General features: G+C 48.3%; 20 protein-coding genes. 5 read left to right on the plus strand and 15 right to left on the minus strand.

Going from position 1 to position 24,560, the window contains the following annotated elements; genetic code table 11:
• The 10 genes from ACO1NT_RS08555 to ACO1NT_RS08600 all read right to left on the minus strand — a co-directional run.
• A partial coding sequence (locus ACO1NT_RS08555; protein WP_449048165.1) for a glycoside hydrolase family 78 protein occupies positions 1–329 on the minus strand: 329 nt, incomplete at its 3' end.
• A gap of 176 nt (positions 330–505) precedes the next feature.
• A complete protein-coding gene (locus tag ACO1NT_RS08560; RefSeq protein ID WP_449048167.1) occupies positions 506–1,858 on the minus strand; it encodes a hypothetical protein in 1,353 nt (450 codons plus the stop codon).
• A gap of 225 nt (positions 1,859–2,083) precedes the next feature.
• The gene (locus ACO1NT_RS08565) at positions 2,084–4,357 is read right to left on the minus strand and encodes a RagB/SusD family nutrient uptake outer membrane protein (RefSeq protein ID WP_449048168.1); all 2,274 of its coding nucleotides are present in this window, start codon (positions 4,355–4,357) and stop codon (positions 2,084–2,086) included.
• Positions 4,358–4,368: 11 nt separating this feature from the next.
• Positions 4,369–7,437 (minus strand): SusC/RagA family TonB-linked outer membrane protein, encoded by a 3,069-nt coding sequence (locus ACO1NT_RS08570; protein ID WP_449048170.1) that lies wholly within the window; start codon positions 7,435–7,437, stop codon positions 4,369–4,371.
• A gap of 20 nt (positions 7,438–7,457) precedes the next feature.
• Positions 7,458–9,272 (minus strand): RagB/SusD family nutrient uptake outer membrane protein, encoded by a 1,815-nt coding sequence (locus ACO1NT_RS08575; RefSeq protein WP_449048171.1) that lies wholly within the window; start codon positions 9,270–9,272, stop codon positions 7,458–7,460.
• Positions 9,273–9,292: 20 nt separating this feature from the next.
• A complete protein-coding gene (locus ACO1NT_RS08580) occupies positions 9,293–12,424 on the minus strand; it encodes a SusC/RagA family TonB-linked outer membrane protein (RefSeq protein ID WP_449048172.1) in 3,132 nt (1,043 codons plus the stop codon).
• A 516-nt stretch (positions 12,425–12,940) separates the two neighbouring features.
• Positions 12,941–13,270, minus strand: a complete 330-nt coding sequence (gene yajC, locus ACO1NT_RS08585) for a preprotein translocase subunit YajC (RefSeq protein WP_449048174.1) — start codon at positions 13,268–13,270, stop codon at positions 12,941–12,943.
• Positions 13,271–13,344: 74 nt separating this feature from the next.
• Entirely contained in the window at positions 13,345–13,815 is a 471-nt protein-coding gene (locus ACO1NT_RS08590; RefSeq protein ID WP_449048175.1) for a DUF1573 domain-containing protein, read from the minus strand.
• A gap of 70 nt (positions 13,816–13,885) precedes the next feature.
• On the minus strand, positions 13,886–14,833 hold the full coding sequence (gene nusB / locus ACO1NT_RS08595) for a transcription antitermination factor NusB (protein ID WP_449048177.1): 948 nt from the start codon (positions 14,831–14,833) through the stop codon (positions 13,886–13,888).
• Between the two features lie 52 nt (positions 14,834–14,885).
• Complete coding sequence (locus tag ACO1NT_RS08600; RefSeq protein ID WP_449048178.1) at positions 14,886–15,926, minus strand: Glu/Leu/Phe/Val family dehydrogenase; 1,041 nt, start codon at positions 15,924–15,926, stop codon at positions 14,886–14,888.
• A 151-nt stretch (positions 15,927–16,077) separates the two neighbouring features.
• Between ACO1NT_RS08600 and ACO1NT_RS08605 the strand changes: the two genes are divergently transcribed.
• Positions 16,078–17,859, plus strand: a complete 1,782-nt coding sequence (locus tag ACO1NT_RS08605) for an ABC transporter ATP-binding protein (protein ID WP_449048179.1) — start codon at positions 16,078–16,080, stop codon at positions 17,857–17,859.
• A 61-nt stretch (positions 17,860–17,920) separates the two neighbouring features.
• On the opposite strand, the gene rpmA is transcribed toward ACO1NT_RS08605, so the two are convergent.
• Both rpmA and rplU read right to left on the minus strand, forming a co-directional pair.
• On the minus strand, positions 17,921–18,601 hold the full coding sequence (gene rpmA, locus ACO1NT_RS08610; RefSeq protein WP_449048180.1) for a 50S ribosomal protein L27: 681 nt from the start codon (positions 18,599–18,601) through the stop codon (positions 17,921–17,923).
• 49 nt (positions 18,602–18,650) lie between these two features.
• On the minus strand, positions 18,651–18,962 hold the full coding sequence (gene rplU, locus ACO1NT_RS08615; protein ID WP_325635060.1) for a 50S ribosomal protein L21: 312 nt from the start codon (positions 18,960–18,962) through the stop codon (positions 18,651–18,653).
• Positions 18,963–19,111: 149 nt separating this feature from the next.
• On the opposite strand from rplU, the gene rpsF reads away from it, so the two are divergent.
• The 4 genes from rpsF to ACO1NT_RS08635 all read left to right on the plus strand — a co-directional run bounded on the left by rpsF (position 19,112) and on the right by ACO1NT_RS08635 (position 21,535).
• Positions 19,112–19,483 carry a 30S ribosomal protein S6 gene (rpsF, locus tag ACO1NT_RS08620; protein WP_449048181.1) on the plus strand — a complete coding sequence of 124 codons (372 nt, stop codon included), beginning with the start codon at positions 19,112–19,114 and terminating at the stop codon, positions 19,481–19,483.
• Positions 19,483–19,746: a 30S ribosomal protein S18 gene (gene rpsR / locus ACO1NT_RS08625; protein WP_262246340.1), complete on the plus strand. Its 264-nt coding sequence runs from the start codon at positions 19,483–19,485 to the stop codon at positions 19,744–19,746. Before rpsF ends, rpsR begins: the two co-directional genes overlap by 1 nt.
• A 13-nt stretch (positions 19,747–19,759) precedes the next feature.
• Complete coding sequence (gene rplI, locus ACO1NT_RS08630; RefSeq protein ID WP_449048182.1) at positions 19,760–20,203, plus strand: 50S ribosomal protein L9; 444 nt, start codon at positions 19,760–19,762, stop codon at positions 20,201–20,203.
• A 1,050-nt stretch (positions 20,204–21,253) separates the two neighbouring features.
• Entirely contained in the window at positions 21,254–21,535 is a 282-nt protein-coding gene (locus ACO1NT_RS08635) for a hypothetical protein (RefSeq protein WP_449048184.1), read from the plus strand.
• 276 nt (positions 21,536–21,811) lie between these two features.
• Here ACO1NT_RS08635 and ACO1NT_RS08640 read toward each other — a convergent pair whose 3' ends face one another.
• The 3 genes from ACO1NT_RS08640 to ACO1NT_RS08650 are packed head-to-tail and all read right to left on the minus strand — an operon-like array spanning position 21,812 to position 24,559.
• Positions 21,812–22,336 (minus strand): lipid-binding protein, encoded by a 525-nt coding sequence (locus ACO1NT_RS08640; protein ID WP_449048185.1) that lies wholly within the window; start codon positions 22,334–22,336, stop codon positions 21,812–21,814.
• A gap of 24 nt (positions 22,337–22,360) precedes the next feature.
• Positions 22,361–23,044: a BT_2262 family domain-containing protein gene (locus ACO1NT_RS08645; RefSeq protein ID WP_449048186.1), complete on the minus strand. Its 684-nt coding sequence runs from the start codon at positions 23,042–23,044 to the stop codon at positions 22,361–22,363.
• Between the two features lie 30 nt (positions 23,045–23,074).
• Positions 23,075–24,559: a SusD/RagB family nutrient-binding outer membrane lipoprotein gene (locus ACO1NT_RS08650; protein ID WP_449048187.1), complete on the minus strand. Its 1,485-nt coding sequence runs from the start codon at positions 24,557–24,559 to the stop codon at positions 23,075–23,077.
• Position 24,560: the final 1 nt, after the last annotated feature.

Below are 24,560 nucleotides of genomic sequence, written 5' to 3' on the forward strand. Positions count from 1 at the left end.
ACGCGCACCTTCCACCACACCTGCTGGCGCGACTGCAGATCGCTTCCTTTGTAAGCAATCTGATTGGTTTCCGACGATTGAACTTTCCCTGTATCCCACACGTCGCCTTCACCGTTCCGTAATTTCTGCGGCGATGAAGCCACAATAACCTGGTACGCGGACTGATATTGATTGTACTTCTTCGACTCCAACTCCCAACTTAGACGGGGCGACGGGTCATCCAGGAATGGGTTGTGCTTATACTCCGCACGTAGGTTTATCGGCTTGATACCAGCTGCCACCGTCATAAAACTCACGTGCAACAAACAAATAAAAACAACGTATTTCATTCGAAAATAATTTATTTTTAACGGCCTTAGGGAACCTGCATTTTCATGAGCACCGTTTGCTTTCGGCGGTAATGAAGCTTGCGCTCGCCTTTGGCTTCCGCAGGTTTCATCGCCTTTTGTGTTAGGCACTGACATGGCAGGTTTCATCTCTTTAACTTTCTTTCAAATGCTGATAATTATTCACCAAGTCCAATCCTGGTGATTTTTGCCGATCCGGCATCTGAAAAGGAAATCTCCATGCTTTTCAAGGCACCCGTATATGTCGGCATTTCGGCAAGGTGGATCCGATAGGTCCGCTGTTGGCCGTCGGCGGCAATAGCCTGTTGGATGTGAACCGCCTGCTTGCCCGGAAATTCCGCAGCTTTCTGTTTCTTCTCAGCTTCCACGTCATGCTCCCCTTCGCTCCAATTCAACCAATCGGTGAAATCGGATGGGCTTACCGGTTGGGCATCTATCGAAAGTACCAACTCTCCACTTGCCGTTTCAAACGCCCCTTCTATCTCAAGGAATGGTGTTTTGGAGGCTTCCCAAAAGGTAACGGGGCCTACTAATGTCGCATTGGGTTGGAATTGAATGTCCAGGCCACCTTCTATAGGGAATCCGGAATCCTTCATTTCTCCTTCATAATACCAGTTATGGCGCGAGTCGGCAAAGCTCCACTCGGGTTGCGGAACCACCTGCCAATTTGCTTTCGCATAGCCACGGATGTCGTCTAAGGTACCAAGCACCAAAGATGTTTTGTATGACCATCGGATATTGTGATCGAGGATCTGCTTGCCTATAGGAGCAATATGTCCTGTTGGTCCGTCCTTCTCCCCGCCTACCCCCTTTGATTCATCATTGGGATGGAATCCACCGTTGAATGTCATCGCTTCCGGTTGGAACACGCCGATGCCATACCCGTTCTCATCAAGCAGGGCCACCCAGTTTTCCGGTGTATAGAAGTGTACCCAGGGCCATCCTTTGTGGTCACCCTTATCCACCACGGTGGTGGTGGGCTCGCCGGCAAACGGTTTATCACCAAGGTAGGTAACCACCTGGTACCAGGGGCCATTGGTATAGACCGCGGGCATTTCCTGGCTACACGCGCGATACTGTGTGTGATCCGTCCGTTTATTGACGATAGCAGCTTCCATGGTAATCACGTTGTCTTCCAAGGTATACAGACATTCAAATTCGCAATCGCCGGCCACTCCTGTCTTGTGGGGCCACTGCATGGGGATGCTGCGAACAAAAAAAGCATGGTCACCGCGTTGTTCAAACGAAAGTATCTTCGAACGGTGTCCCCCTGCGTCGCCCGATTGGATGGGGTTCCACCCCAAACCGGCCCATTCGGGCGTGGGCGTTTCTCCGTTGGGGCCAATGTAAGGCCAAGGACCGCTGTAAAAAGAAAGTTGTATCTGCCGCCCCCAATCGGCGCTGTTGACCATGTTCTTTCCACCATTCTCTTGATCAGAAAGAAATGTGACCGCGCCGCCCAAACTTAAATCGATCCCCAGTTTCAGGCGATCGTTTTCCAGGTATCGCATAGCAGACTCCTCCACTGGGTGTTCTTTTTTTGTACCCGAAGAACAGCCCATGCAAAGCAATAATAATAGATAAGCAGCTAAATATCCTGCACGGTTTTCTTTCATTTGTTCCTCCTCATATCGTATCTGAAAATAAATAACTCGCAGTGTTTCGACACCTGGGTACCACTTTCGGCCGCCAAATGTCGGAACACTGCGCAGTCACTGTAAACGAATATAGGTTTATCACCAACCCGGATTTTGCCAATCCTCTCCCGTGTAGGAAGCCATTTTCGAGACCTCCGACTGACTGATCGGTTGTAGCAGGTATTTATCCGTATTCGTATTCCGGTCCTGCAACTTGATCCGGTTATACGTATAATTGTTGTCGCTTTTCACGATACGCATACCCGTAACGAATTTATCGGTTTCATTCAAAATTTTCCAACGGCGCACATCGAAGAACCGATGTTCTTCAAATGCCAATTCGACCCGGCGTTCATTGCGGTAACGTACTTCAAACTCCTCCGCATTCAAACCTGCTGGCAAGGGCGGCATATTCACCCGTGCACGGATGATATTGACTGCTTCCCTAGCCGACAGTGCACCTGCCCCACTCGCTTTCGATTCAACAGCCGCATCGGGCCCGACCGATTGGTAGGCTGCCTCGGCAAAGTTGAGATACAACTCACCCAGCCGGAAGATCTTCATCAACCCATCAGCATCTACGTTCACATTAGACTTATAGTTATTGAACTTACGTAAGTAGTATCCTGTACGGGTAAACCGCGTCTCGGTGACGTCACTTGAAATCCCGCTATTGCCACCAACAAAAGTCTCCACGGGGGTGGCATCAGGCGGCGATGTAAAGCTCTCAATATTGAAATTCCGGATGGTGATCTCATATCCGGCATTTCCCGATAGATCAAACCGCAGGAAATGGTTCGCCGGTTCCTGGCCACCATTGGCGTTGACACCGAAACCGAAATTGGCAATGGCTGTAGATAGGTCATATTCAAATCTCTTCCATTCGGAAGACTCCTCAATGACAATATTTTCGCCAGAAGAAACACCTCCCTGCGGGCCACCAGCCACGCAGTAAAAGAATTCTGCATTGGTGATGGTCTTGTTACTTTTATATTCAAACGTAATCAGGCGCTTTTCACCCGCAGGCAACACCTCGTTCAGCATGGTAGTGAATATCCACGGATCGCCTCCCGTTGTAGATAAAGTAACTCCATCGTCCGTCGAAACCGCTGTCACATTGTTTACCGTTTCTGTAAAACTCAATGGAATCAGCGTCTTATCTATATTTCCCGAAGTGAGTGAACGGGGGGAATTGTTATAGTAAATGGATGCATAAAAACGGGGGTCCCGGCCTACATAAGGATTTGCAGGATCATAGCCCGATGCCGTGTTGATGATCGGTTCCAGATGCTGTGCATCGGAATAACCCAAAACGGGCATCTGGCCCGTAGCCTGCATACCGTATGCATCCACCATTTCTTGCGAAGGGCCAGCCCCCGCCTTTTCAGCACCCGCGGTAATGGGCGTTCCTGCCCATTTCCAAACGTTGGTACGCGCCGATGTGGTTTCGTAGATCGTCTCTTTATCCACCGATCGGCTTGGGTCTGAGCGGTTGATAAAGTAATAAGCATAAGCGTTCTGCGCAATGTCTGCAGGCGGCGTAGTATCAAATAGTTTGAAACCATGCGCCAAACACTCGTCCAATGCCTCTTTGGTGATTTCCGTTGCTTTTTCCCAAGTATATTTGCTACCTGCCGCATAGAAAAGCGGACTGGCTGCATACAATGCGGCCTGCGATTTCACGGCGTATGCAAATGCACGGGTGATAGTGCCCCGTTCATTATCGCTAATATCCCATCGAAAGCCAACGGTCGACTTACCGCTTTCGGGAATGGCCAGTGCGGCATCGCAATCGGCCAAAATGAAATCTATACACTCTTCGAGTGTGGCACGCCGATCCTGCGAAAAATCGTGGGTTACCTCATACGGGGTGCTGATAAGGGGCACACCACCAAACCGCTTCACCAGCTGCAAATAATAAAATGCACGCATCACCATTACTTCCCCAATCCATCCGTTCTTCTCGTCTTCGTCGATAACCGCTGTGGCGATATTGGGATCATTGATACTCGCCAGGAACGTGTTACACTTCCGGATGGCTTGGAAATAATGCTCCCATGAATAATCACCTGCGACCGGATTGCTGGTAGACGAAGTCCGGTTGTTATACCAGTTATTCACGTTACTGCTTACGCCATCACTGGCATCGTGCGCTTCATCGCTGAATGATGCCAGCGGCGTCTGCCCATAGGCAAAGCCAACCTGCGGCATGTAGTTCTTGACAGCGTTGAAGTAATTTCTTGTTCGAAAATAGTCGCTGAACATATCTTCCAAGCTCATCCTTCCATCCGATGGTAAATCGAGGTCCGCACACGACCCCAAACCGAAAAGACCGATAACCAGGGCAACTATTCTTAAAATTCTATTCTTCATGCTATATGATTTTAGAAGTTTGCACTTAATCCAATATTGAATACACGATACGGTTGAAATGTGCTCATACTTCCGATTTCCGGATCGATGTATTTCGATTTCATATTATCGATGGTAAACAGGTTTTGCACGGTGAGCGACACCCGCACCGCCTCCGAGCGGATTTTCTGTGAAATTTGCTGTGGAAGCGTATAGGCCACTTGCACATTCCGTAACCGCAGGTAAGAGCGGTCGCTCAGGAAATAGTCGTTGGCACGGTGGTTTACCGATGGCGAAAGCGATAATGCCGGATAGCTGATGGTCTCCCCCGCCGCGTATCGTTCTGGCGTCCACGCATTCAAATGGATATCATTGAATATCCCTTTTCCGGTGTTTTCATATGCACCGGTACCGCTGATGAACTGCGACGCTTTATTTACGCCGTGCAAAAGGAAAGACATCTCCCAGTTCTTATAAGTGAAACCACCGACCAAGCTGTACTCCTGTTGCGGCAACCTCGCATATCCCATCGGGGCCAAATCTTCTTCATTGATGATATCGTCGCCATTCAGGTCTTGGTAGATAAAATCTCCCAAGCGAGGTGCTCCAAACGCATACGTAAGTCCAGCGCTAGCCAGTTCGTCCGCTGTGTTGAACATCCCATTGCCATTGCTATAATCAATCCGATAACCCCAAAGCTGCCCCAAGGAAAACCCTTGGGTACGGTAGGGATAGGCGAAATCCTCACCGGCCGATGCCTCATTGATGTTAACCACCTTGTTTTTTGCCTGCATAAAGTTTGCTTGGGCAAATACCGAAAAGTCCGGACTAATATGTCTGTCAAAACCCAATGAAAGCTCAAAGCCTTTGTTCTCCATTTTCCCATCATTCAACTTAGGGTAATAGTTAAGCGGGATCCCTTGGTATATAGGTAGCTTGGCACTGCTGTTAATCAGCATGTTATCCACTTTATGTGTAAAGTAGTCTGCTTCCAAGGTAAACATATTCAGTAAGCCAATGTTAATACCAACGTTCAGCTTTTCTATCCGCTCAGCTTCCAACTCGGGATTTCCCCGTTCCAACTCGGACCCATTGGAGCGAATGTTGTCTAGATACAAAAATCGCGCGCTGCCCAACTGGTCGTTCGCGGTAACGCCGTAAGACCCCCGGAGTTTAAGCAGGGTCAACACATCCGACTGGAGAAAATCTTCTTTCGATGCAATCCACGCACCAGAAATGGCAGGCGTGAGGGCATAACGATTGTCGGGGTGGAATTGCTCCGAACCCGAGTACCCAAGGTCTGCTTTCAGGAAATAACGATCCTTGTATCCGTACAATGCAGAGGAGCCAAAGTTTTGCCTTTTGTAGGGCAATACGGTATTACTTGTTCCGGTCGATTCTTTTTCCTGTTTCAAGTAGTAGGTATGTACAGACGCGTCGATGCTATGGTCGCCAAAACGGCGATTGTAATCCACACGCCCAAGCAAATTCAGGTAATAGAAGAAGACAGACCCTTTCCCATACGCCAATGGCGTATTTTCAAACGTCTTGTAGGTGGTAAAATCATCCAATACAGAAAAGTCGCTACCCCGCAATACGCGCTTGTAATTTTGAGTCGTCGTTGTTTCGTTACGCACATAGGTTTGATAGGCCATACCGCCGCTTGCTGAAAGCCCCTTGAGTAAAAAGCCCATATCTAACTTCAGGCCGGTTTGGGCAATGACGTTGGTTTCGATCACATTATTGTATCCCGAGCGATTCAAGGTACCATATACGGGATTATCCAAACCATCTACGGTGACTACTTGATTGCTCAATTCGGGGTCACCTTCAAAAATGGGGGATAAGGGACCAAACATCGTAGGCGGCTGGTTGAAAATCTGGCTATATACGTCCCACCCCATCTTAGCTCCCGCCAGCTTTTCCTGCTTCACGTTGCCGGTGAGTCGCATATAACCGGAAAGGTACTTATTGAATTTCACGTCCATATTGGTCCGGAAGTTCCCCATATTCACACGTGGCGTTGGATCATATTTTCGGCCGGGCTCGTCGGCAATGATAAAGGGTTCTCCTTGGTTTAGGAAGCTCAGGTTCGAGTAATACCTAAATCGGTCTGTTCCACCCGATACATTCACACCTACGCGCTGCCGCATCACGAAATCCTTTACATAATTGTCAAACCAGTTATTGTTTGGATACCCAATGTCGCTCCCTGAACGAAACAGGTCAATCTCTTCCTGCGAAAATTGGGAGTATGGGCCCAGCCCGTCTCGTTCACCCGCTTCATTACGCAGTTCGGCATATTGTGCCGAATTGACAAATAAGGGCCGTCGGGTCATCTGCTGAAAAGAATAGTCGGCATACCCCTCCACTTTGAGTTTGCCCGTGAAGCCGCGCTTCGTGGTAATAACAATCACGCCGGCTGCACCTTGGATGCCATAAGCCGCTGTAGCTGATGCGTCTTTCAGTACAAACACGCTTTCAATCTCCTTGGGCGAAATGAACTCCAGGTATTGGGTAGGTGCAATCACGCCGTCGATGATAATGAGCGGGTCGTTGCCATTTACCGAAGAATAACCCCTGATCGATTTAGACAGGTTTCCGTAACCGAAGAAAGTCAATTCAGCGATATTGGAAATCGTGGTCAAACCGGGCAAGCGGCCAGCATACGTCTCAGAAAGGACATTTGTTGGCGCTTTATCCAATACACTGCCGGATATAGACGACACGGCTCCTGTCAAAGATTCCTTGGTGTATGACTGGTAGCCAAAGTTGATCGACCCACCCATGCCGTGGGGGTCGAAAGCTAGTGCTATCTCACCTCCATCGGCGATTTCACCAATGGGGACGCGTAGATTTTGATAACCTGCGGCAGACACCACCACGTATTGGCTATTTTCATCGAAAGCCAGATTGAAAGTCCCGTCTTGCGCTGTAATCGATTGGTGGTTGCCGTCGTCGGTTATCACCGTTGCTCCCTGTATCGGTTGGTTATACGCGTTAACCACCCGGCTTTGCGCTTCGCTTGCTTCTTGAGCAGATAGCGATAATGCCATCATGGAAATGATGCCTAGCACAATGTATTTTATACTTTTCTCCATCTTAGTCATAAATCATGAAATTACCATCCTGGATTTTGCCATTTCTGCCCCGTAACCGATTCGAGCGTAGACGCTTCGTTAAGGGGAATCGGCAATAGCAGGTCGCGATTCGAAGAGCCCCCACGCGGGTTATTTGAGATGTTACGGCGGGTATAGGTAAAGCTACCGTCACCATTTTTCCTAATAACCATGGCCGTAAGCCACTTGCTGGTTTCGCTCAAGTCACCATCGGGGTTCTCCCACCGGCGCATATCAAAATACCGTTGCTCTTCCCAGGCCAGTTCCACCCTACGCTCATTGTGGATACGGATGATGAGTTCCTCCTGCGAAAGCGCATCGGAAAACCCGGGCATCCCCGAGCGGGCCCGTACCTCGTTGGCGGCCGTGCGCGCCTCTTCCAAATGCCCCGCTTCGGCGGCCGCTTCCGCCAAGTCTAACAGCGTTTCGCCAAGCCGGTAATACTTCCAATTCGAGTTATTGATCGCATTGGTTTGGCTTGCACCAGGCGTAACCATTTTCGCATGGTAGTACCCCGTACGCGATGCCGAACGGTTCGTTATATCAAAGCTCGGCTCATGGGCCCCGCCCACGTATGTTTGTATTTCTACCGTCTGGTTATCGAACACAATCGTGCTGCCATTATGCAGCACCGTCTGGTCTAGCCGGGGGTCTCGGTTCGCGTAGGGGTTGTTGGGGTCATATATCGAATTCGGGTTATAGTTCGGTTGCAGGTGCCGCTCATCCAAATAGGGCTTGCTTATGATGGGGATACGTTCTCCATCAGTGGTTTCAAAGGCATCCACCAACTCTTGGGTAGGTGCCAGTCCCGATTTGTAGGTGTTGGGCATGTTGCTGCCAATGTAACCGATATGCCATACAAAGACGCTACCATCCCGAACCTGATAAATCGTTTCCCGATCGCGTGGAGTTGCTGAATAGTCGGCATTCTGACATACCAATTGACGCAATGCCGCAGCCGGACCGGTACCGAATACACCCGGTTGGGTGGTTTGGGTAAACAGTTCATAGCCGTTTGCCTTCAATTTAGAAACGGCGTCTTTGGCCACCTGGTATGCTTCCTCCCAGTGATTTTGGCCTTCATTGTGGAGTGGGCTGGCAGCAAAAAGCATCGCTTTGGTCTTGAGCGCCAATGCGAGTGCCTTGTTCACCCGCCCTGCATCATTGGCATCGGTAATCCGCCAAGGCAGGTTGGGCTCGGCGAGCGCTGCATCGCAATCGGAAATGATGAATTTTGCCACATCATATACCGACGAACGAGTAAGCGTCGAGAAATCCGCATCGAAGGGAACGGTAGCATCCAAGATCGGAACCTTGCCGAACCACTTCACCAACTCCATATAAAAGAATGCCCGCAACAGGTGGGCTTCCGCCTTGAAACGGCCCCGGTCGGTTTCGTTGTTGACTGCCGCGCCGTCAATCACTTCAATAAACTGCGAGCAAAGCCGGATCTGCTGCCAAAACCGATCCCAATATTGCGCATTTCCGCCACCTTCATCGGGGCTTGCCCACATCACATGGCTGCTAGCCGAATTATTATCCAGATACAGATTTCCAAGAAGCAGCCCCTGTCCCTCGTCAGATGTCCATCCGTCATCGCTAGCACCGACAACCGCCGATTCAAACCAATAATAGGAATACCCTTTCTTAGGGATATTTGTATAACATCGATTCAACAGGCCTTCAACCAACTCGGGATCGGCCAACACCTCGTCCAACTGCATATTACCATCGGGTGCCATATCCAGTACGTCGGTACAGCTCGATGCCGACAGTATGAGTGGCAATATGAGAGCTATTAAACGTTGTATTTTCATCTCTTGCTATCGTTTAGTGGTTAAAAAGTGACATTCACTCCGAAGTTAATCATCATGGTCAATGGATACACCAGCGCATCGGTCTGCTCAGGATCGACCGTATCTATCGGCATTTTCTTAAATGTTAGGAGGTTATTCCCATTGGCGTACACCCTAACGTGTTGCATACGGATGGGGTCGAGCCATTTTGCCGGCAGGGTGTAACCGATCTCGGCATTTTTTAGGCGGAAAAACGAGCGATCCATGATAAACACATCGTTTCTGATTTGGCTTACGCCCTTGCCCATCGCCAAAGCGGGATAGCTGATGGTCTCGCCGTTCGCATAACGCTCGGGCGTCCATGCCTGCCGATGCCAGCCACTGAAGAACCCAACCAGGCCAACCTCCGTGACGCCCCAATCATTCCGATAGTTATGACTCTGGCCGACACCCGTGAACAAAAATGAAACATCGAAGTTCTTATAGGTCACCGAACCCGCCAGACCGTAGGCAACCCGCGGTATACTCGGGTAGCCAATGGGGACCATATCGCGATCATTCACGACCCCGTCGCCGGTGACATCTACATACATGAAATCGCCCAGCCGGGGTGTCCCTCCCATCTGGTAGTCGGGCAAATTAGCCAACTCCTCGGGGGTGTTGATGTAACCGTTTCCGTTGCTGTAATCGATTTTGTAACCAAATTGCTGCCCGATGCTGAATCCGGTACTTCTAAACCGATATGCATAATCTTCGCCATATCGAACTTCATCAGCATACACTACGACATTCTTGTTGTAAGCGAAATTACCTTTCACGAGAAACGAGAGATCTTGACTCACGTTCTTCCGGTAAGTTAATTCCGTTTCCAGTCCTTTGTTATCGACCACCCCGATATTGACCTTCGGAATGTTACCCAGCGGCACACCTTGTAATGCGGGGATGGTTTTCCGGCTGATCAAGATTTTATCCCGGTGCTCTTTAAACAAATCCACCGTCAGCGAAAGGCTGTTGATGAATTCCATATCGAGGCCCAGGTTGGTCTTCTTCGATTTTTCCCATTGGATAAATTCATTACCCATCCGGCCCTGTACAACACTTTGCCCGCGTCCTAAGGTTGGGAATATTCCGCCACCCACATTGATGAAGCTTTGGTAAAGGAACCGGTCATTACCTAGTTTATCATTACCTGTTATACCATGCGAAGCCCTGATTTTCAGATTGGTCACCACTGGATTCCCCGCCAGGAATGCTTCATTGCTGGCTACCCAGCCTACTGAAAAGGCAGGAAACGAACCGAATCGATTGCTCGGGGCAAACTGCTCAGACCCATTATAACCGAAATTGAACTCGGCCAGGTACCGGTTATCATAATCGTAGGTAGCACGTGCCACCAAGCCCACGATGTTATAAGGCAGATCAGCACCATACACATCCCAGTTGTCACGCTGGCCCAGCAGCATACCACCGACATGGTGTCGACCGAACGAGCGGGCATAGTTCAACGAAGCTTGGTAATTGACATAATAGCGGGTATTCATCCCCTTAATTAGCCGGATCGCCCGGTCCGAATTCGAAATGATGGGGTTATATCCACTGATTTCATCCGCATTCCGCGCCACAGAAAAAGCATACGTATCCATCGCACGGATCCCTTGTAGTATGGTACGGGCTTGGCTATCGAAGGCAATCATCCCTTTAGCGGATAGTCCTTCGGTAATGAAGTCCAACCCCCAGTCCAATGTTAAAGACGAATTTAACATGTTGGTGGTTTCTTGCCGATAGCCACGGCGGTTAATCTCACCATACGTATTCCGGTCCTGGCCGGATTGGGCTACCACCTCGTTTGCTGGCACACCATAGCCCGGCATCGTTAGCGGCCCCGGGTCGGTAGGCGGTGTAGCCCAGGTATAGGCAATCATGTTCTGCACCATCCCGGCGACACTTCCACCAAACAGGTCATCCGTCTGTGGGGTATTCATTTTTTCCAAATAGGTCGCGATATTGAGTGATGCCTTCAGGTTCTTGGCAATGCTGTAATCAATATTCCCCCGGAAATTATAACGATCCATGCTATAACTCGGGTCGTAACCGAGGAAACTCTCCGGTTCGGTTTTGAAATTTCCTCCTTGGCCGATATATCCAGCGTTCAGGAAGTAGGTGAAACGCTCACCCCCACCGTTGAAATTGGCATTTGCACGAGTCTGCGGTGCCCAATCGCGGAAATAGTCGTGGAACACGTCGCGATCCGGATAAAAGACGGGGTCTTCACCGCTCCGATACCTGTCAATCATGTATTGCGTAAAGGGCATTTGGTCTTCAGTGGCATCCGGATTCGAATTCAGGAACGCTTGGTTGCGCAACTCGGCAAACTCCCAGGAATGAAGGCGGTCAGCCTTGACCAGAAATTTCTGCATACTCTGATCGAATGAAACACTGAGTTCTGATTTACCCGGCTGGCCGCGACGTGTCGTAATCAAGATAACCCCATTCGCACCCCGAACACCGAATACTGCCGTGGCCGAAGCATCCTTCAGGATGCTGACCGTTGCCACCTCATTCGGATCGAGTTTACTGATCCCCGTGCGGGGCACCCCATCGATCAGGATCAGCGGCGATGCGTCATTCAACGTACCCACGCCGCGCAGGTATAGGTTCACTGCATCGGCCCCGGGTTGTCCTGACGATTGCAATGCCGTTAAACCGGGCATACGGCCTGCCAAGGAGGCCGCTAAGTTGGCCGATGGACTCTGTTTCAACTCTTTGGTATCAATCGTCGAAATCGCAGCAGTGACCGATACTTTTTTCTGAGTACCGTAGCCTACTACCACGACTTCTTCCAGCCCAACGTTGTCCGGCATTAACTGCACGTTGACGGGCGATGTATTGCGAACAGGCAGCTCTTTATCTATATAACCCACAAGGCGGAATAACAACGTATCCCCAATACTTACACCTGCCAACACGAATGCACCATCTGTATCGGTAGATACAGCGGCAGATTTGTGTTTAACACTGACGGTTACGCCAGCGAGTGGCCCTTGCTCATCGCTCACTTTTCCGCTTATATTTTGACCCTGTTGCGCCGATAGCGCTACAGGTACTGAAATCAGAGCAAAAACTAGAACAGATAATAGCCACGAATCTTTAAAATTTCGAAAGCGTTTCAACATAATTTACATGGATTGGATAAATAATCTAACTCATATTTGGACATTTGTTTGCAGCAACCACCTGCTGACCCAAGCAGGTAGGTGGCCTATTCATTTCATCAAGGTTTCGATCGTATGAAAGTCAATATCACCAGGGCATTCTTGAAATACCCATTCATTCGGCATGCTTGTATATCAACTTGTAAATGTTTAACCTTATAATTCTTCGTTTAGGCTAATAACCTTGAATTAATACGACAAAGATAGGGGTCGCCAACGCTACGGCAACCCGCACCATGCTGACGCGACCTGCACCATCCTGCATCTCACTTCTACACACCACCCCCTTACTTATACGGTTAAGTGATAAGTTACACACATTTTTTTTTGACGGACTACCTTGGTGATTTAGGCACGAAAGCGCAACCGGTATACAGAAACGGGAATGGGTTTAGATAGGTTTGTGGAGTGGAAGGGGTGCCATATCCGGCCTTTTCCAGCAGGCCGGAAAGGCACCCTCTTATTTACCTTTTTTGCTTAAGCTTTAGGTGAAGCGTTCTGTGCCTTGGAGGCATCGAGCGCGATGGCCGATTTGTCAAAACGTATCTTCACCCCGCCGCCAACATCAACCAAAAAGGTTGTTTCGGACACTTCAACGATACGCCCATGGATACCGGCCGATGTCACGACACGGTCGTTCTCTTTCAGCTCTTCGATATACTTTTTATGGTCCTTGGCCTTTTTCATCTGTGGCCTGATCATAAAGAAATAGAAAACCACGATAATCAAGATCATGGGCAAGAATCCCATAATCCCACCCGCTCCGCCAGAACCACCGGCCTGCAATAAAATTGTCGATGTAAACATGCTTATTAATTGTTAATTATTAATTGTTAATTGTTAATTCCTACACAGCCGACTGACCATTACCCTTGTAGAAATCACTTCACTACCTCTCCCCTGAGATGCAGCATCGTATGCTCACTGGATGCGTTTGACGTGATGGTGATCATTTTATGCTGTTTGCCTACTTGCCCCGCACTGTTGAATACGACCTTCACCATCCCTTGGTCGCCCGGGGCGATCGGATTCTTTGAATACTCTGGTGTTGTACAACCACAAGATGCCTGCACATTGGAAATGATCAATGGTGAACTGCCGGTATTGGTAAACTTGAATTCATGTTTCACTTTTTCTCCCTCCTTTACCGTACCGAAATCGTAAGCGTCATCCACCACTTCGAGCACGGCACCGGTCGAATCGGCACCCGGGATAATCGTTTGCCCCACGGGCTGTTTGCCTACCTGCTCCATCGGTATGTCAGCTGCTTCGGTCTCTTCCCCTTGGTCTTTACCGGTATTGCATGATGTCAGGAGCGTCACGCTCATAAGAACTAAAGGTATCCATTTCATGGTGCTTTATTTTTTAGTTGATAAATGTATGTACTTTTCCTTTTTAACAGAAAACGGCATAACTTGTTTCCTATTGCATAAGTCCCCTGCCCGATTTCCGTATCCTTCCCGCTGCCTGCAGCTCGTTCAGTATCTTATCCAATACGCCGTTGATGAATGTATTACTTCTGGCGGTACTGAACACTTTTGATATTTCAATGTATTCGTTGATGGTCACCTTTACGGGAATCGTGGGGAAGTTGAGTAGCTCACAGATAGCCATCCGCATCAACAGGTTATCCAATAGGGCTATCCGGTCTGACTCCCAATTTTTTGTTTTCGTAGCGATCAACTCCTGGTATTCCCCCGCGAAGCGAATGCAATGGGTCAGTAAATCAATGATAAATGGCCGATCGTCATCCCAATTGGGTGTCAAATCTGCCAACTGGTTTTGTCCGGGCACCTCGCTCACAAAATTCTTGAGTGTTTTCGCCACCATCGCCTGTAACACCTCTTTATCCACCTGCCAATTGATGAATTTTTCCTCAAAGGCCTGTTCAACGGAGGGCGCCTTGAGAATAATCTTGCGGAAGATGTATTTGATGATATCCTTTTCGGCTGCGAGGGATCGGTCTTCCTGGCCTAGGTAAGTGGCATACGCTTCGGAATCTTTCAGTTGGAGAAACACCGTACGCACGATCTCAGGATCGAAGTTCCAAGACACTTTGTAGCGTTTCAGATCATCCCGATACTGGTCATTGTGCCGGAGGAGCTCGATGAACGTATTCGTCTGCAACCTCGTATTGGGCGACAGGTCCGCTGCTGACGGGAGGAACTTATTGGCTCGTTCGTCTGCATCTATCCGAACATAGTCAGACACCTCATCCAAGAGGTTCAATGCCCAAATATACATTTCATATACCTGGTCTACGCTCTTGAGCAGGGCTTTTTCAAACGTAGTGACCCGCTTGTCCTCCGATAGTTGGTACGCATACAGCGTCTGTAATACTTTAACCCGCAGGTGCCTTCTGTTTAACATATGTATGTAAAGAACGATTCGGTAAAGATACCGATATCTTATGTTTTATTTTTTAGCGCTTTATTTTACGGATATCAGCTATCCGAGCTTCGGCAAGCTGATTCGCAGCCTCATGCGGGGCTACGTTTTCATTGATCGATTTACGCAGTACGGAGCGTGTGGCTTCGTAAATGTTTTCGGTGAGTGCAGCCATACGCGCCGCGCCGTAACCCGCAATTTCAGAATAGCAACTGATCAGCCCACCTGCATTAATCAAGTAGTCGGGCGCGTAGAGGATACCTTTCTCCATCAGCAACTTGGCGTCATCTTCCTCATTCCGCAGTTGGTTATTTGCAGACCCGGCAATGATTCGGCACCTCATCTTAGCAATCGTTTCTTTATTGACCGTTCCGCCCAATGCACACGGCGCGTAGACGTCCACGTCCAATTCGTAGATATTATTATTGGCTACGGGCACCGCTTTATACTTATTCGCTACTTCCACCATACGGTCTTCCACGATATCGCTTACATACACCTTCGCATTCTCCTCCCGCAGCAATGCGATCAGCTGCTCCCCCACATTCCCCGCGCCCTGTACGGCCACCGTGCGGCCAGCCAGGCTGTCGTTGCCAAATCGCTCCTTAAGTGATGCCTTGATACCATAATATACGCCCTTTGCGGTAAAAGGTGCTGAATCGCCGCTCCCGCCGAGTGACTTGGGCAAACCCGCAACATACTCGGTTTCCATATGGATAAACTCCATGTCTCGCGGTGTGGTACCGATATCGAGGGACGCGATGAACGTTCCGCCCAGCTCTTCCACGAACTGCCCGAACCGTCGGAGCAATGCTTCACCCTTCTGCGTACGGTGATCGCCGATAATCGCCGCATTCCCACCGCCTAGGTTCACGCCAGCGACAGCCGCCTTGTAAGTCATCCCCCTCGACAGCCGCAGCACATCATCGACGGCTTCGTCTGTATGCTGGTAGGGCAACATGCGTACGCCCCCGATTGCCGGGCCAAGCGTAGTATCGTGAACGGCAATAACTGCTCGCAACCCTACTGCTTCATCATTACAGAAAACAAGCTTCTGGTGGCCGAATTGTGCCATCAATTGAAAGGATGAATGATCTTTGGTAGGTACGGACATAAAAACAACGATAAGCCGTTACGTAATCTGCAACATCGGGGCAAACTTAGCAAAAAAATTATGCATATAATCAACCCCGCGAAACATTTCGTATTTTTGCTCCCTATTCAATATGAAAGATCTCGCACACCTCAATAAGTACTTTTACAAATACCGCTGGCAGATGATCCCAGGCGTCATCTTTGTTATCGTATCCAACTATTTCGGTGTGCTGCCCGCGCAGGTTATCCGCATCGCCTTCGATCTGGTAAAGGAAAACATCAGCATATACCGCCTCTTCGATGGGTTTGAACGGCAGCAACTGGTCTATGAGATCTTCGGCTATTGCCTTTTACTGTTCGGGGCGGCGGTATTGGTATTGGCTCTTCTCCGTGGCATTTTCCTTTTCTTGATGCGCCAAACCATCATCCTCACCTCTAGGCATATCGAATACGATCTCAAGAACGAAATATACAACCATTACCAGCAGCTGGACATGGCATTCTACCGTCGCAACAATACCGGCGATCTGATGAATCGGGTAACGGAAGACGTGAATCGGGTGCGTTCATACCTCGGGCCGGCCATCATGTACTCCATCAACACCGTCGTACTATCGGTGATGGTGATCGCTGCCATGATCAGCGTCAACCCGACCTTGGCCCTGTACGCCCTGATGCCCATCCCCATCCTATCGGCCATCCTGTTGGTTGTCAACAAAATCATCAATCGCCGAAGCGAACGGATCCAACGGCAGCTGTCCGCGCTTTCCTCGTTCGTGCAGGAAACCTTTTCCGGTGTACGCGTCATAAAAACCTACAACCGTGAGGCGGATAAAATGGACCGCTTTGCCGAGGAGAGCAATACGTATCGGGATACATCATTGGCGTTGGTGAAGACGGAGGCCATCTTTTTTCCGCTTATCCTGCTGTTGATTGGTCTAAGCACCGTTATTACGGTATATGTTGGCGGACTGGAAGTAGCCAAAGGCACCCTTACTTCGGGAAACATTGCCGAGTTTATCATCTACGTAAATCAGCTTACTTTTCCAGCCATGGCGCTAGCGTGGGTAACCTCCCTGATCCAACGGGCTGCCGCATCGCAGAAACGCATCAACGAATTCCTCCGCACACAGCCGGAAATCCAATCGGCCGCAACAGGTACGTTCCACGCTCACGGCCATATCCAATTTGAGAACGTCAGTTTCACATACCCCGACACAGGCATACGTGCCCTCAACAACGTCTCGTTCGACGTAAAGCCGGGTGAGGTACTTGCCATCATCGGTAAGACCGGCTCGGGCAAGTCGACCCTCGCCAATCTCCTCATGCGGATGTACGACGTCGGAACGGGCACAATCCGTGTGGATGGCCACGACATTCGGCAATTGCCGTTACAGGCCTACCGCAGCGAAATCGGCTTTGTACCGCAGGATGTGTTCCTATTTTCCGAAACCATCGCCAACAATATCGCCTTCGGACTCGATACGGCCGATAGCGATGAAGTGGAAAATGCCGCACGGCAAGCCGCGGTATACCACAATATCGTTACGTTCGAAAAAGGTTTTGAAACCACCATCGGCGAACGGGGCATCACCCTTTCGGGGGGGCAGAAGCAACGCGTATCCATTGCACGGGCGCTCATCAAAAAACCGCAGATACTGATTTTCGACGACTGTTTATCCGCTGTAGATACCAAAACCGAAGAAGAGATTCTCCGGAACCTTAGCGTCGCCATGGCAGGCAAAAGTACCATCTTCATTGCCCACCGCGTTTCAACCATCAAAAATGCCGACCATATCCTGGTGTTGGACCAAGGACGGGTAATCGAACAGGGCAGCCATGCCGAATTGCTCGCGATGGGGGGTAGTTACCACGAACTGTACGAAAAGCAACTGCTGGAAGAAGCCGTATAAAAAAAACCACCAACCGAAAATCGATTGGTGGTTTTCTTCAACCTATATATAGATTATAACGCTAGGCTTCTTTACCGCCATCAAGTTCGTCTTGCCATTTTTTCAGCTCGTCGAACTTACCGTCTGCAGCAAGCTTCGCTTGTTCGGGCCATGTATCGGTAACCGCTGTATTGAATTGGTCACCGGCTTCTACCAACGTCGCTTTCAATTCTTCGGCCGACTTGGCTGCTACACTGGCAAAGTCAGCCAACCCAGCAGCTGCAAGTACCTCGGCAATTTTCGGCCCCACACCTTCAATCAGCGTCAGGTCATCACCTTTGGCCTTGGCTGCCTTTTTAGGAGCTGCTTTTTCTTTCTTCTCTACTTCTTTGGTTGTAGCTGCGGCGGGCGCCTCTTTCGCTTCCGCCGTTGCAGGCTTCGCCTTTTTCGCGACGGGTTTTTCGGCTTTGGCTGCCACTTTCGCTTTCGGTTCGGCTACGGTTTCCTCTTCAAAGGGCAATACCGAAACGAAGGATTTGTTATTCGCTTTCTTGCGGAAAACAACCTTGCCATCGATGAGTGCAAACAGCGTATGGTCTTTGCCCATACCCACATTCACGTCAGGGTGGTGTTGTGTACCGCGTTGGCGAACAATGATATTACCGGCAATGGCCTGCTGGCCGCCGAATATTTTTACCCCTAAACGCTTGCTATGTGACTCACGGCCGTTCTTCGAACTACCCGCACCTTTTTTATGTGCCATGTCTTATCTCTTATTTATGATGGGCAATCGCCCAGTTAAACAATTCGGTTTATAATGCGATGCCAGTGATTTCGATCTTGGTGAACTGCTGGCGGTGTCCGTTCTTCTTTTTGTACCCCTTGCGGCGTTTTTTCTTGAAAACGATTACCTTATCACCTTTCAAATGCGACAAAATCTTAGCCGAAACCTTGGCACCTTTCACCGTAGGTGTACCCACCGAGAACTTTCCACCATCTTCTGCTAACAATACATTGTCAAATTCAATACTAGCGCCTTCATCTCCTTGCAGACGATGTACAAAGAGTTGCTGGTCTTTTGCAACCTTGAATTGCTGTCCGGCTATATTTACTATTGCGTACATTGTTAATGGATTAATAAATAAATTATCTCTTAAAATTCGAAGCGCAAAGATAGGAGTTTTGTTTTGATATCAAAAACTTTATACATAAATTTGCATCCCGTTTCAAAACGGATTAGTGTTTATTAATTTTAGATTTTTTAAAGGAAAGTATGCAACAGTACGAAACCGTTATCATTCTTACCCCGTTGCTTTCTGAGGAAGTGTCGAAAGAGGCTATTGCCAAATTCCGCAACATCCTTACCGAAGGCGGAGCCGAAATTGTCCATGAAGACAATTGGGGTTTGAAAAAATTAGCGTATCCGATTGAGAAAAAAACAACCGGATTCTATCACCTCATCGAATTCAAGGCTCCAGGTGAGATTATCAGTAAACTGGAAATTGAATACAAGCGCGATGAGCGGGTAATGCGTTTCCTAACCATAAAGCTGGACAAACATGCCCTTGCTTACAACGAGAAAAAGCGCAGTGGTGCATTCAACAAAAAGGCCGAAGCGCCCAAAACTGAGGAGGTAGCAAACTAATGGCAAAAGAACAGATCCAATATGTGACCGCTCCCAAAGTGGAGGACACACGCAAGAAGTATTGCCGCTTCAAGAAGAACGGCATCAAATACATCGATTATAAAGATGCGAACTTCCTGTTGAAGTTTGTCAATGATCAAGGTAAGGTACTGCCGCGCCGGCTTACCGGCACATCGTTGAAATTCCAGCGAAAAGTAGCCCAGGCGGTTAAGCGTGCACGCCATATCGGCTTGTTACCTTATGTTGCTGATTCATTAAAATAGGGAGGTAAACGTCATGGAAATAATTTTAAAGCAAGACATCAAAAAACTTGGTGAAAAAGACGACGTCGTAACGGTAAAACCCGGTTATGGCCGTAATTACCTCATCCCGAAAGGGTTTGCTGAATTGGCTACGCCTTCGGCAAAGAAGGTATTGGCCGAGAATATCCGCCAAGCACAGTTCAAGCAAGATAAAATCAAGAAAGACGCCACCGAATTGGCTGCTAAACTTGAAGGCTTGAAACTGACCATCGGCGCCAAGGCCGGCGAAAGTGGCAAGATATTCGGTTCGGTAAACAGCATCCAAGTGGCCGATGCCCTCAAGAAGCAAGGCTTTGACGTGGATCGCCGCCGCATTACGTTTGAAGAAGAGCCGAAAGTACTGGGCGAATACGTAGCTAACCTCAACCTGCACAAAGAAGTAAAAGTGCAGATACCTTTCGAGGTTGTAGCGGAATAGTTACGGCTAGCCATACGAAGAACAACGAGGATGCCTTAACCGGCATCCTCTTTTTTTGTGATTTGCGGAAGTCTGTTCCTCTTCGCCGATTAACGAATTCTAGCTACGATTAACGAATTCTAGCTACGATTAACGAATTCCAGCTACTTTTATGTATGTAATCGGATCCTAAACCGCCTTCTAACAGGGTGATGAATGGTTAGGGAAAACAGCAACTAACGGTTGCTTATACGCCGGTTGTATATACTTCCTTGCCTCAAGCATTTACTTCTTATCCGCTTGTGTTTACTTCCTGCTAGAAACCGTTTATTTATGCCGTGCTTGTAAACAAGTCCACGGCATAAGCGTTTACTTCCTACTAGCTTGTGTTTACTTTCTAGCCAGAAGCGGTTACTTATGCGGTAGCCACAAACAAGTCCGCGGCACGAGCGATTACGTCAGACCAGCTTGTACTTAATTCCCGGTCGAAACCATTTCGTTATGCGGTAGCATGCATTACTTTGGTCGTACTTGTAACTACCGGCCGCGTATACCCGTTTACTTCCTACCAGCTTGTGTTTACTTCCTGGTAGCTTGTGTTTACTTCCTGGCAAAAACCGCATACTTACGCCGCGACTGTAACCACTTCCACCCCAGAAGGGGTTCCTTCCCACCGGCTTATGTTTAGTCCTCGATGCGAATTGTTTACCTGTGCGCCGTTTATAAACGCATCCCGGCTAGAAACGCTTACTTCCCAACAGTTTGTGTTTATATTCCAGTAGAAGTCGGTTATTTATGCACCGGCGGTAAACACTTCCAGGGCAAAAAGGGTTACTACCTGCCAGGTTATGTTTACTTCCCACTAGCTTGTGTTTACTTCCGCCGCGGAAGTAACTACCCCCAGCAAATAAGTAAACACCTGCCGCGTATAAGTGTTTACTTAATTTCCTTTCTACATTTTCCAGTATACGTCTTTCGACATATCAAAAATAAATGCCATATTGCGACATAGGCCATAACCAATGGTGACTTAATTAATTAACCCAACATCCATTAGACAATCGAACAAATATGAGAAAGATAACTTTACTAGCCATTATTTTCACATTATTGCTTGGATCATGTGGGAAAGAAAAAAACGCTATCCAGCCAGAAGAAACAAAACAAGAAATGGTCGTAGTTAATGGCGTTGAATATGCTGTTGATTCCTTAGAACGGAAATTAAGTATCATGACAGGCATATCGGTTGAAAGGCTCTATTTCGTAGCCGAAAAAGCGGCGTTTTATGATACCGAATACGATTATGAGTTCAAATTATCAGTATATATTGAGAGTCTCAATACGATAAAATAAACCACAACTAATTGCTAATGTATACTAAAAAGCTCAGTCCGCTATACTATCCGTTCTCCATCGTAAAAAGGACAAGCTTAAACTATTCAAATCGCCCAATTTGCAGTATGCAACAGTCCTGTCCGGACTCCTTTCTCTCTTTTGAGTAGAACGTCCGGCCGGCCGCGGGGTAACTTTGAAAGTGTCGTTATCGAAGCCCAGTCCAAAAAGTGCACAAAAAAAGGCTACCCTGATTGCTCAAGGTAGCCTGCCTTATCACGCCTAATAAGTGGGTGATTATTCGTCTCCTGCCAACCCCGTGTATCGATAGCCGGTAATACGATAGGATACCGCGTCACCGATTGGCAAATTCTCATCATCGTCGAACCATACGTCAAATACGATACTATCAGCTGGCGATCCACTAGGGGTAGTCGCCGCGCCTAGCAATATCTTACCATTTGAAACAGCAAATTTCGAATCATAGTATTGGTTCTCTACATCCGTACCTGAAAAAGTGAGCGCATTAGGGTCAACGTTTATTTTTCCTTTGAACTCCCAAAAATTCCCATTGTCGTCAATCCACATTTCAGTCGGGTTGTCTGTAGACGTGTTATAGGTATCCAAGTGGAAATGGCCGATACCAAAGAGGTCGGCATCCTCCATTACTACGTTCCCTGCCTCGTCTACCGCCACCACATTAACATACCACTCACCGGCGGTTCTTTCTCCATTGGTACCGCCAATTTCATCCTTTTCGCAAGCAACAGTTGACAACCCCAAACAGAACAAAAGGGTGTATATCTTAAAATTCTTCATCATGTCTCTAATTAAAGATTAATCAATTCAGTCTTTCGTAAGGGTTACATTAAATGTAAAGCCGTCCTGTTCGACGTCGTGTACAAAGGTCGACGAAGCAGCGTTATACGTACCATTAAGCACCTGCCATGCCCCCCAAGGAGACGTATTCGACAACGATGTTACGGAATTATCTGCATTTATGTAAAAATAAATGGCCAATGAATAGGCAGGTCCGTAATCAGCGACTTTATTGTAATAACCCCCAAAAAAGTCGGTCGCAAAATAAACACCTGCACCTTCTTCTACTTGAGAAATGGTACAAGCAGCGGCCGTCAACGACGATCCCGCCCGTTGCCCTGAATATACGCCGGCTACACCTTCGGAAACCAACGCATCCGCGGGCAAGACAAATACCTGCCGAGTAGCGGTGCTGGTGAAACCATCCATACTTGTCACACTGTAGGTAATATTATAAACCCCAGGCGTATTTGCATCAACCGAACCAGAAACTTCTACCTTATCCGTGATGTCTTCTTCTTGTTCCGTAGCTTCATACCCCGGCTCAACATACGCGTCACCCAATGCAACAATCATTGGTGATGTGCCTTCCAATTGAAGGTCTGCATAATATACAACGTCTGTGTACCCCGCAGTGGTCTCCTTCTCACATCCTTGTAAAGAGAGCATAAAAAGCGCCACCATCAAAGTATATATTATTTGATTTTTCATTTTTCCAAAATTTAAATAACGAACTACCATCTATTCCGCCCAAAAAATAGGTTTTGAGTCCGGTTGTGTTGCCGGTGCATTCGGATTACGGCTTACGGAGCTTTCCGCATACCTCAATCGTTGCAACACCTTTCCCGCTCCCAATTGTTCGTTGAAAGCAATTGGGGTATAAAGGGTGCCTGGCACATATAGTTCCGGTTTAAAGTCGTCCGTACTTACGTTATAGATTTGAGCACCCGTAACAGCACCGAAGTCGGGGTATTTTAGCCTCCTCAATTCGCACCATGCTTCGAAGTTATTAACGCCGCTCAACGCAATCCATTTTTGGATACCGATCACTTTCTCATAGTTATCCTGGTCCCAAGGATATTCGTCCGTGTAAACAGCCGCTGCGCCGGTAGCGCCAGCCGAGTTGAACGATGCTTCAATGGCAGCAATGTAGTGCGCCTCGGCATCCGTGCTGGAGCCGTAGCGGGCATGATACTCTGCTAGGAAAAACTCCGTTTCGGCAACCGTGATCAAATATACCGGCATATCATACGCTGCAACGGGACGGGAGAAATATGTCGACTGATAAGTGCTGGAAGTACTGAAATTTGTACCCGATACACCGCCTTTATACTCATTGCTTTCATTTTCCTCAAAAAATGCTGACACCCGGCCATCGTCACTGGCCAACATGGTTTGCATCAACGCCAGGTTCGCAATCACGTTAATCTGGGTTGAGCCGAAGTAAGTAGCAAATTCTTCTTGATAAAATGGACTGGCTTTACCATTTTCATCGGTCCAGATGTCATCCCAAGCTACGTCTTCGGTAGCGAAGTTGTTCTCAACCACTAATTGGTCCAGTTCCGCTTTTACGTCCTGCACCTTACTTACGCGCATCAGCAGTTTTAATTTCAGCGAATTTGCAAACGGAATCCACTCCGCGGCGGTGGGTGTGCCGAACAGAAAGTTGGCTGCAACCGTACTTGCTGGCGTGGCCTTTGATAAAGCATCGTTCAATTCTGCGAGAATGCCTGCGTATACCGTCGCACCTTCATCGTAATGCGGTGTAGTGTTCGAAATATCTAGCGCCTCAGTATAAGGTGTTTCTCCGTACGCATCCACCAATGCTTGCAACGTAAATACGCGTAGCGTCGTAGCTGCCAGGTAAGTCCCCCAATCCTCGGTTGAGGTGGCTTGCTCACGGATAATCTCGAGATTGTTCAATACCCGTGAAGTCAATTGAGTATACGTGCCACTAGACCGTGTCGCTGAAATGATGAACTTGGAATAATCCAGGTAGTTACTGGTTCCAAAACTATGGGCATACTGTTGGCTATAGTAGCCACCAAGGATACGCAAAAAGTTGCCATAACTAGATGCCAGGTTCATTTCTGCAGCCGCAAACACCAAATCGCTGGTCACGTTTTCTCCTGAGGGAGCATTCGGATCTTGGTTGATATCCAAAAATTTCTCGCAGGAAGTTGTTCCCAATAATATGACCAAAAATGGTATGATTAACTTTTTCATG

The organism is Parapedobacter sp., from assembly GCF_053550995.1.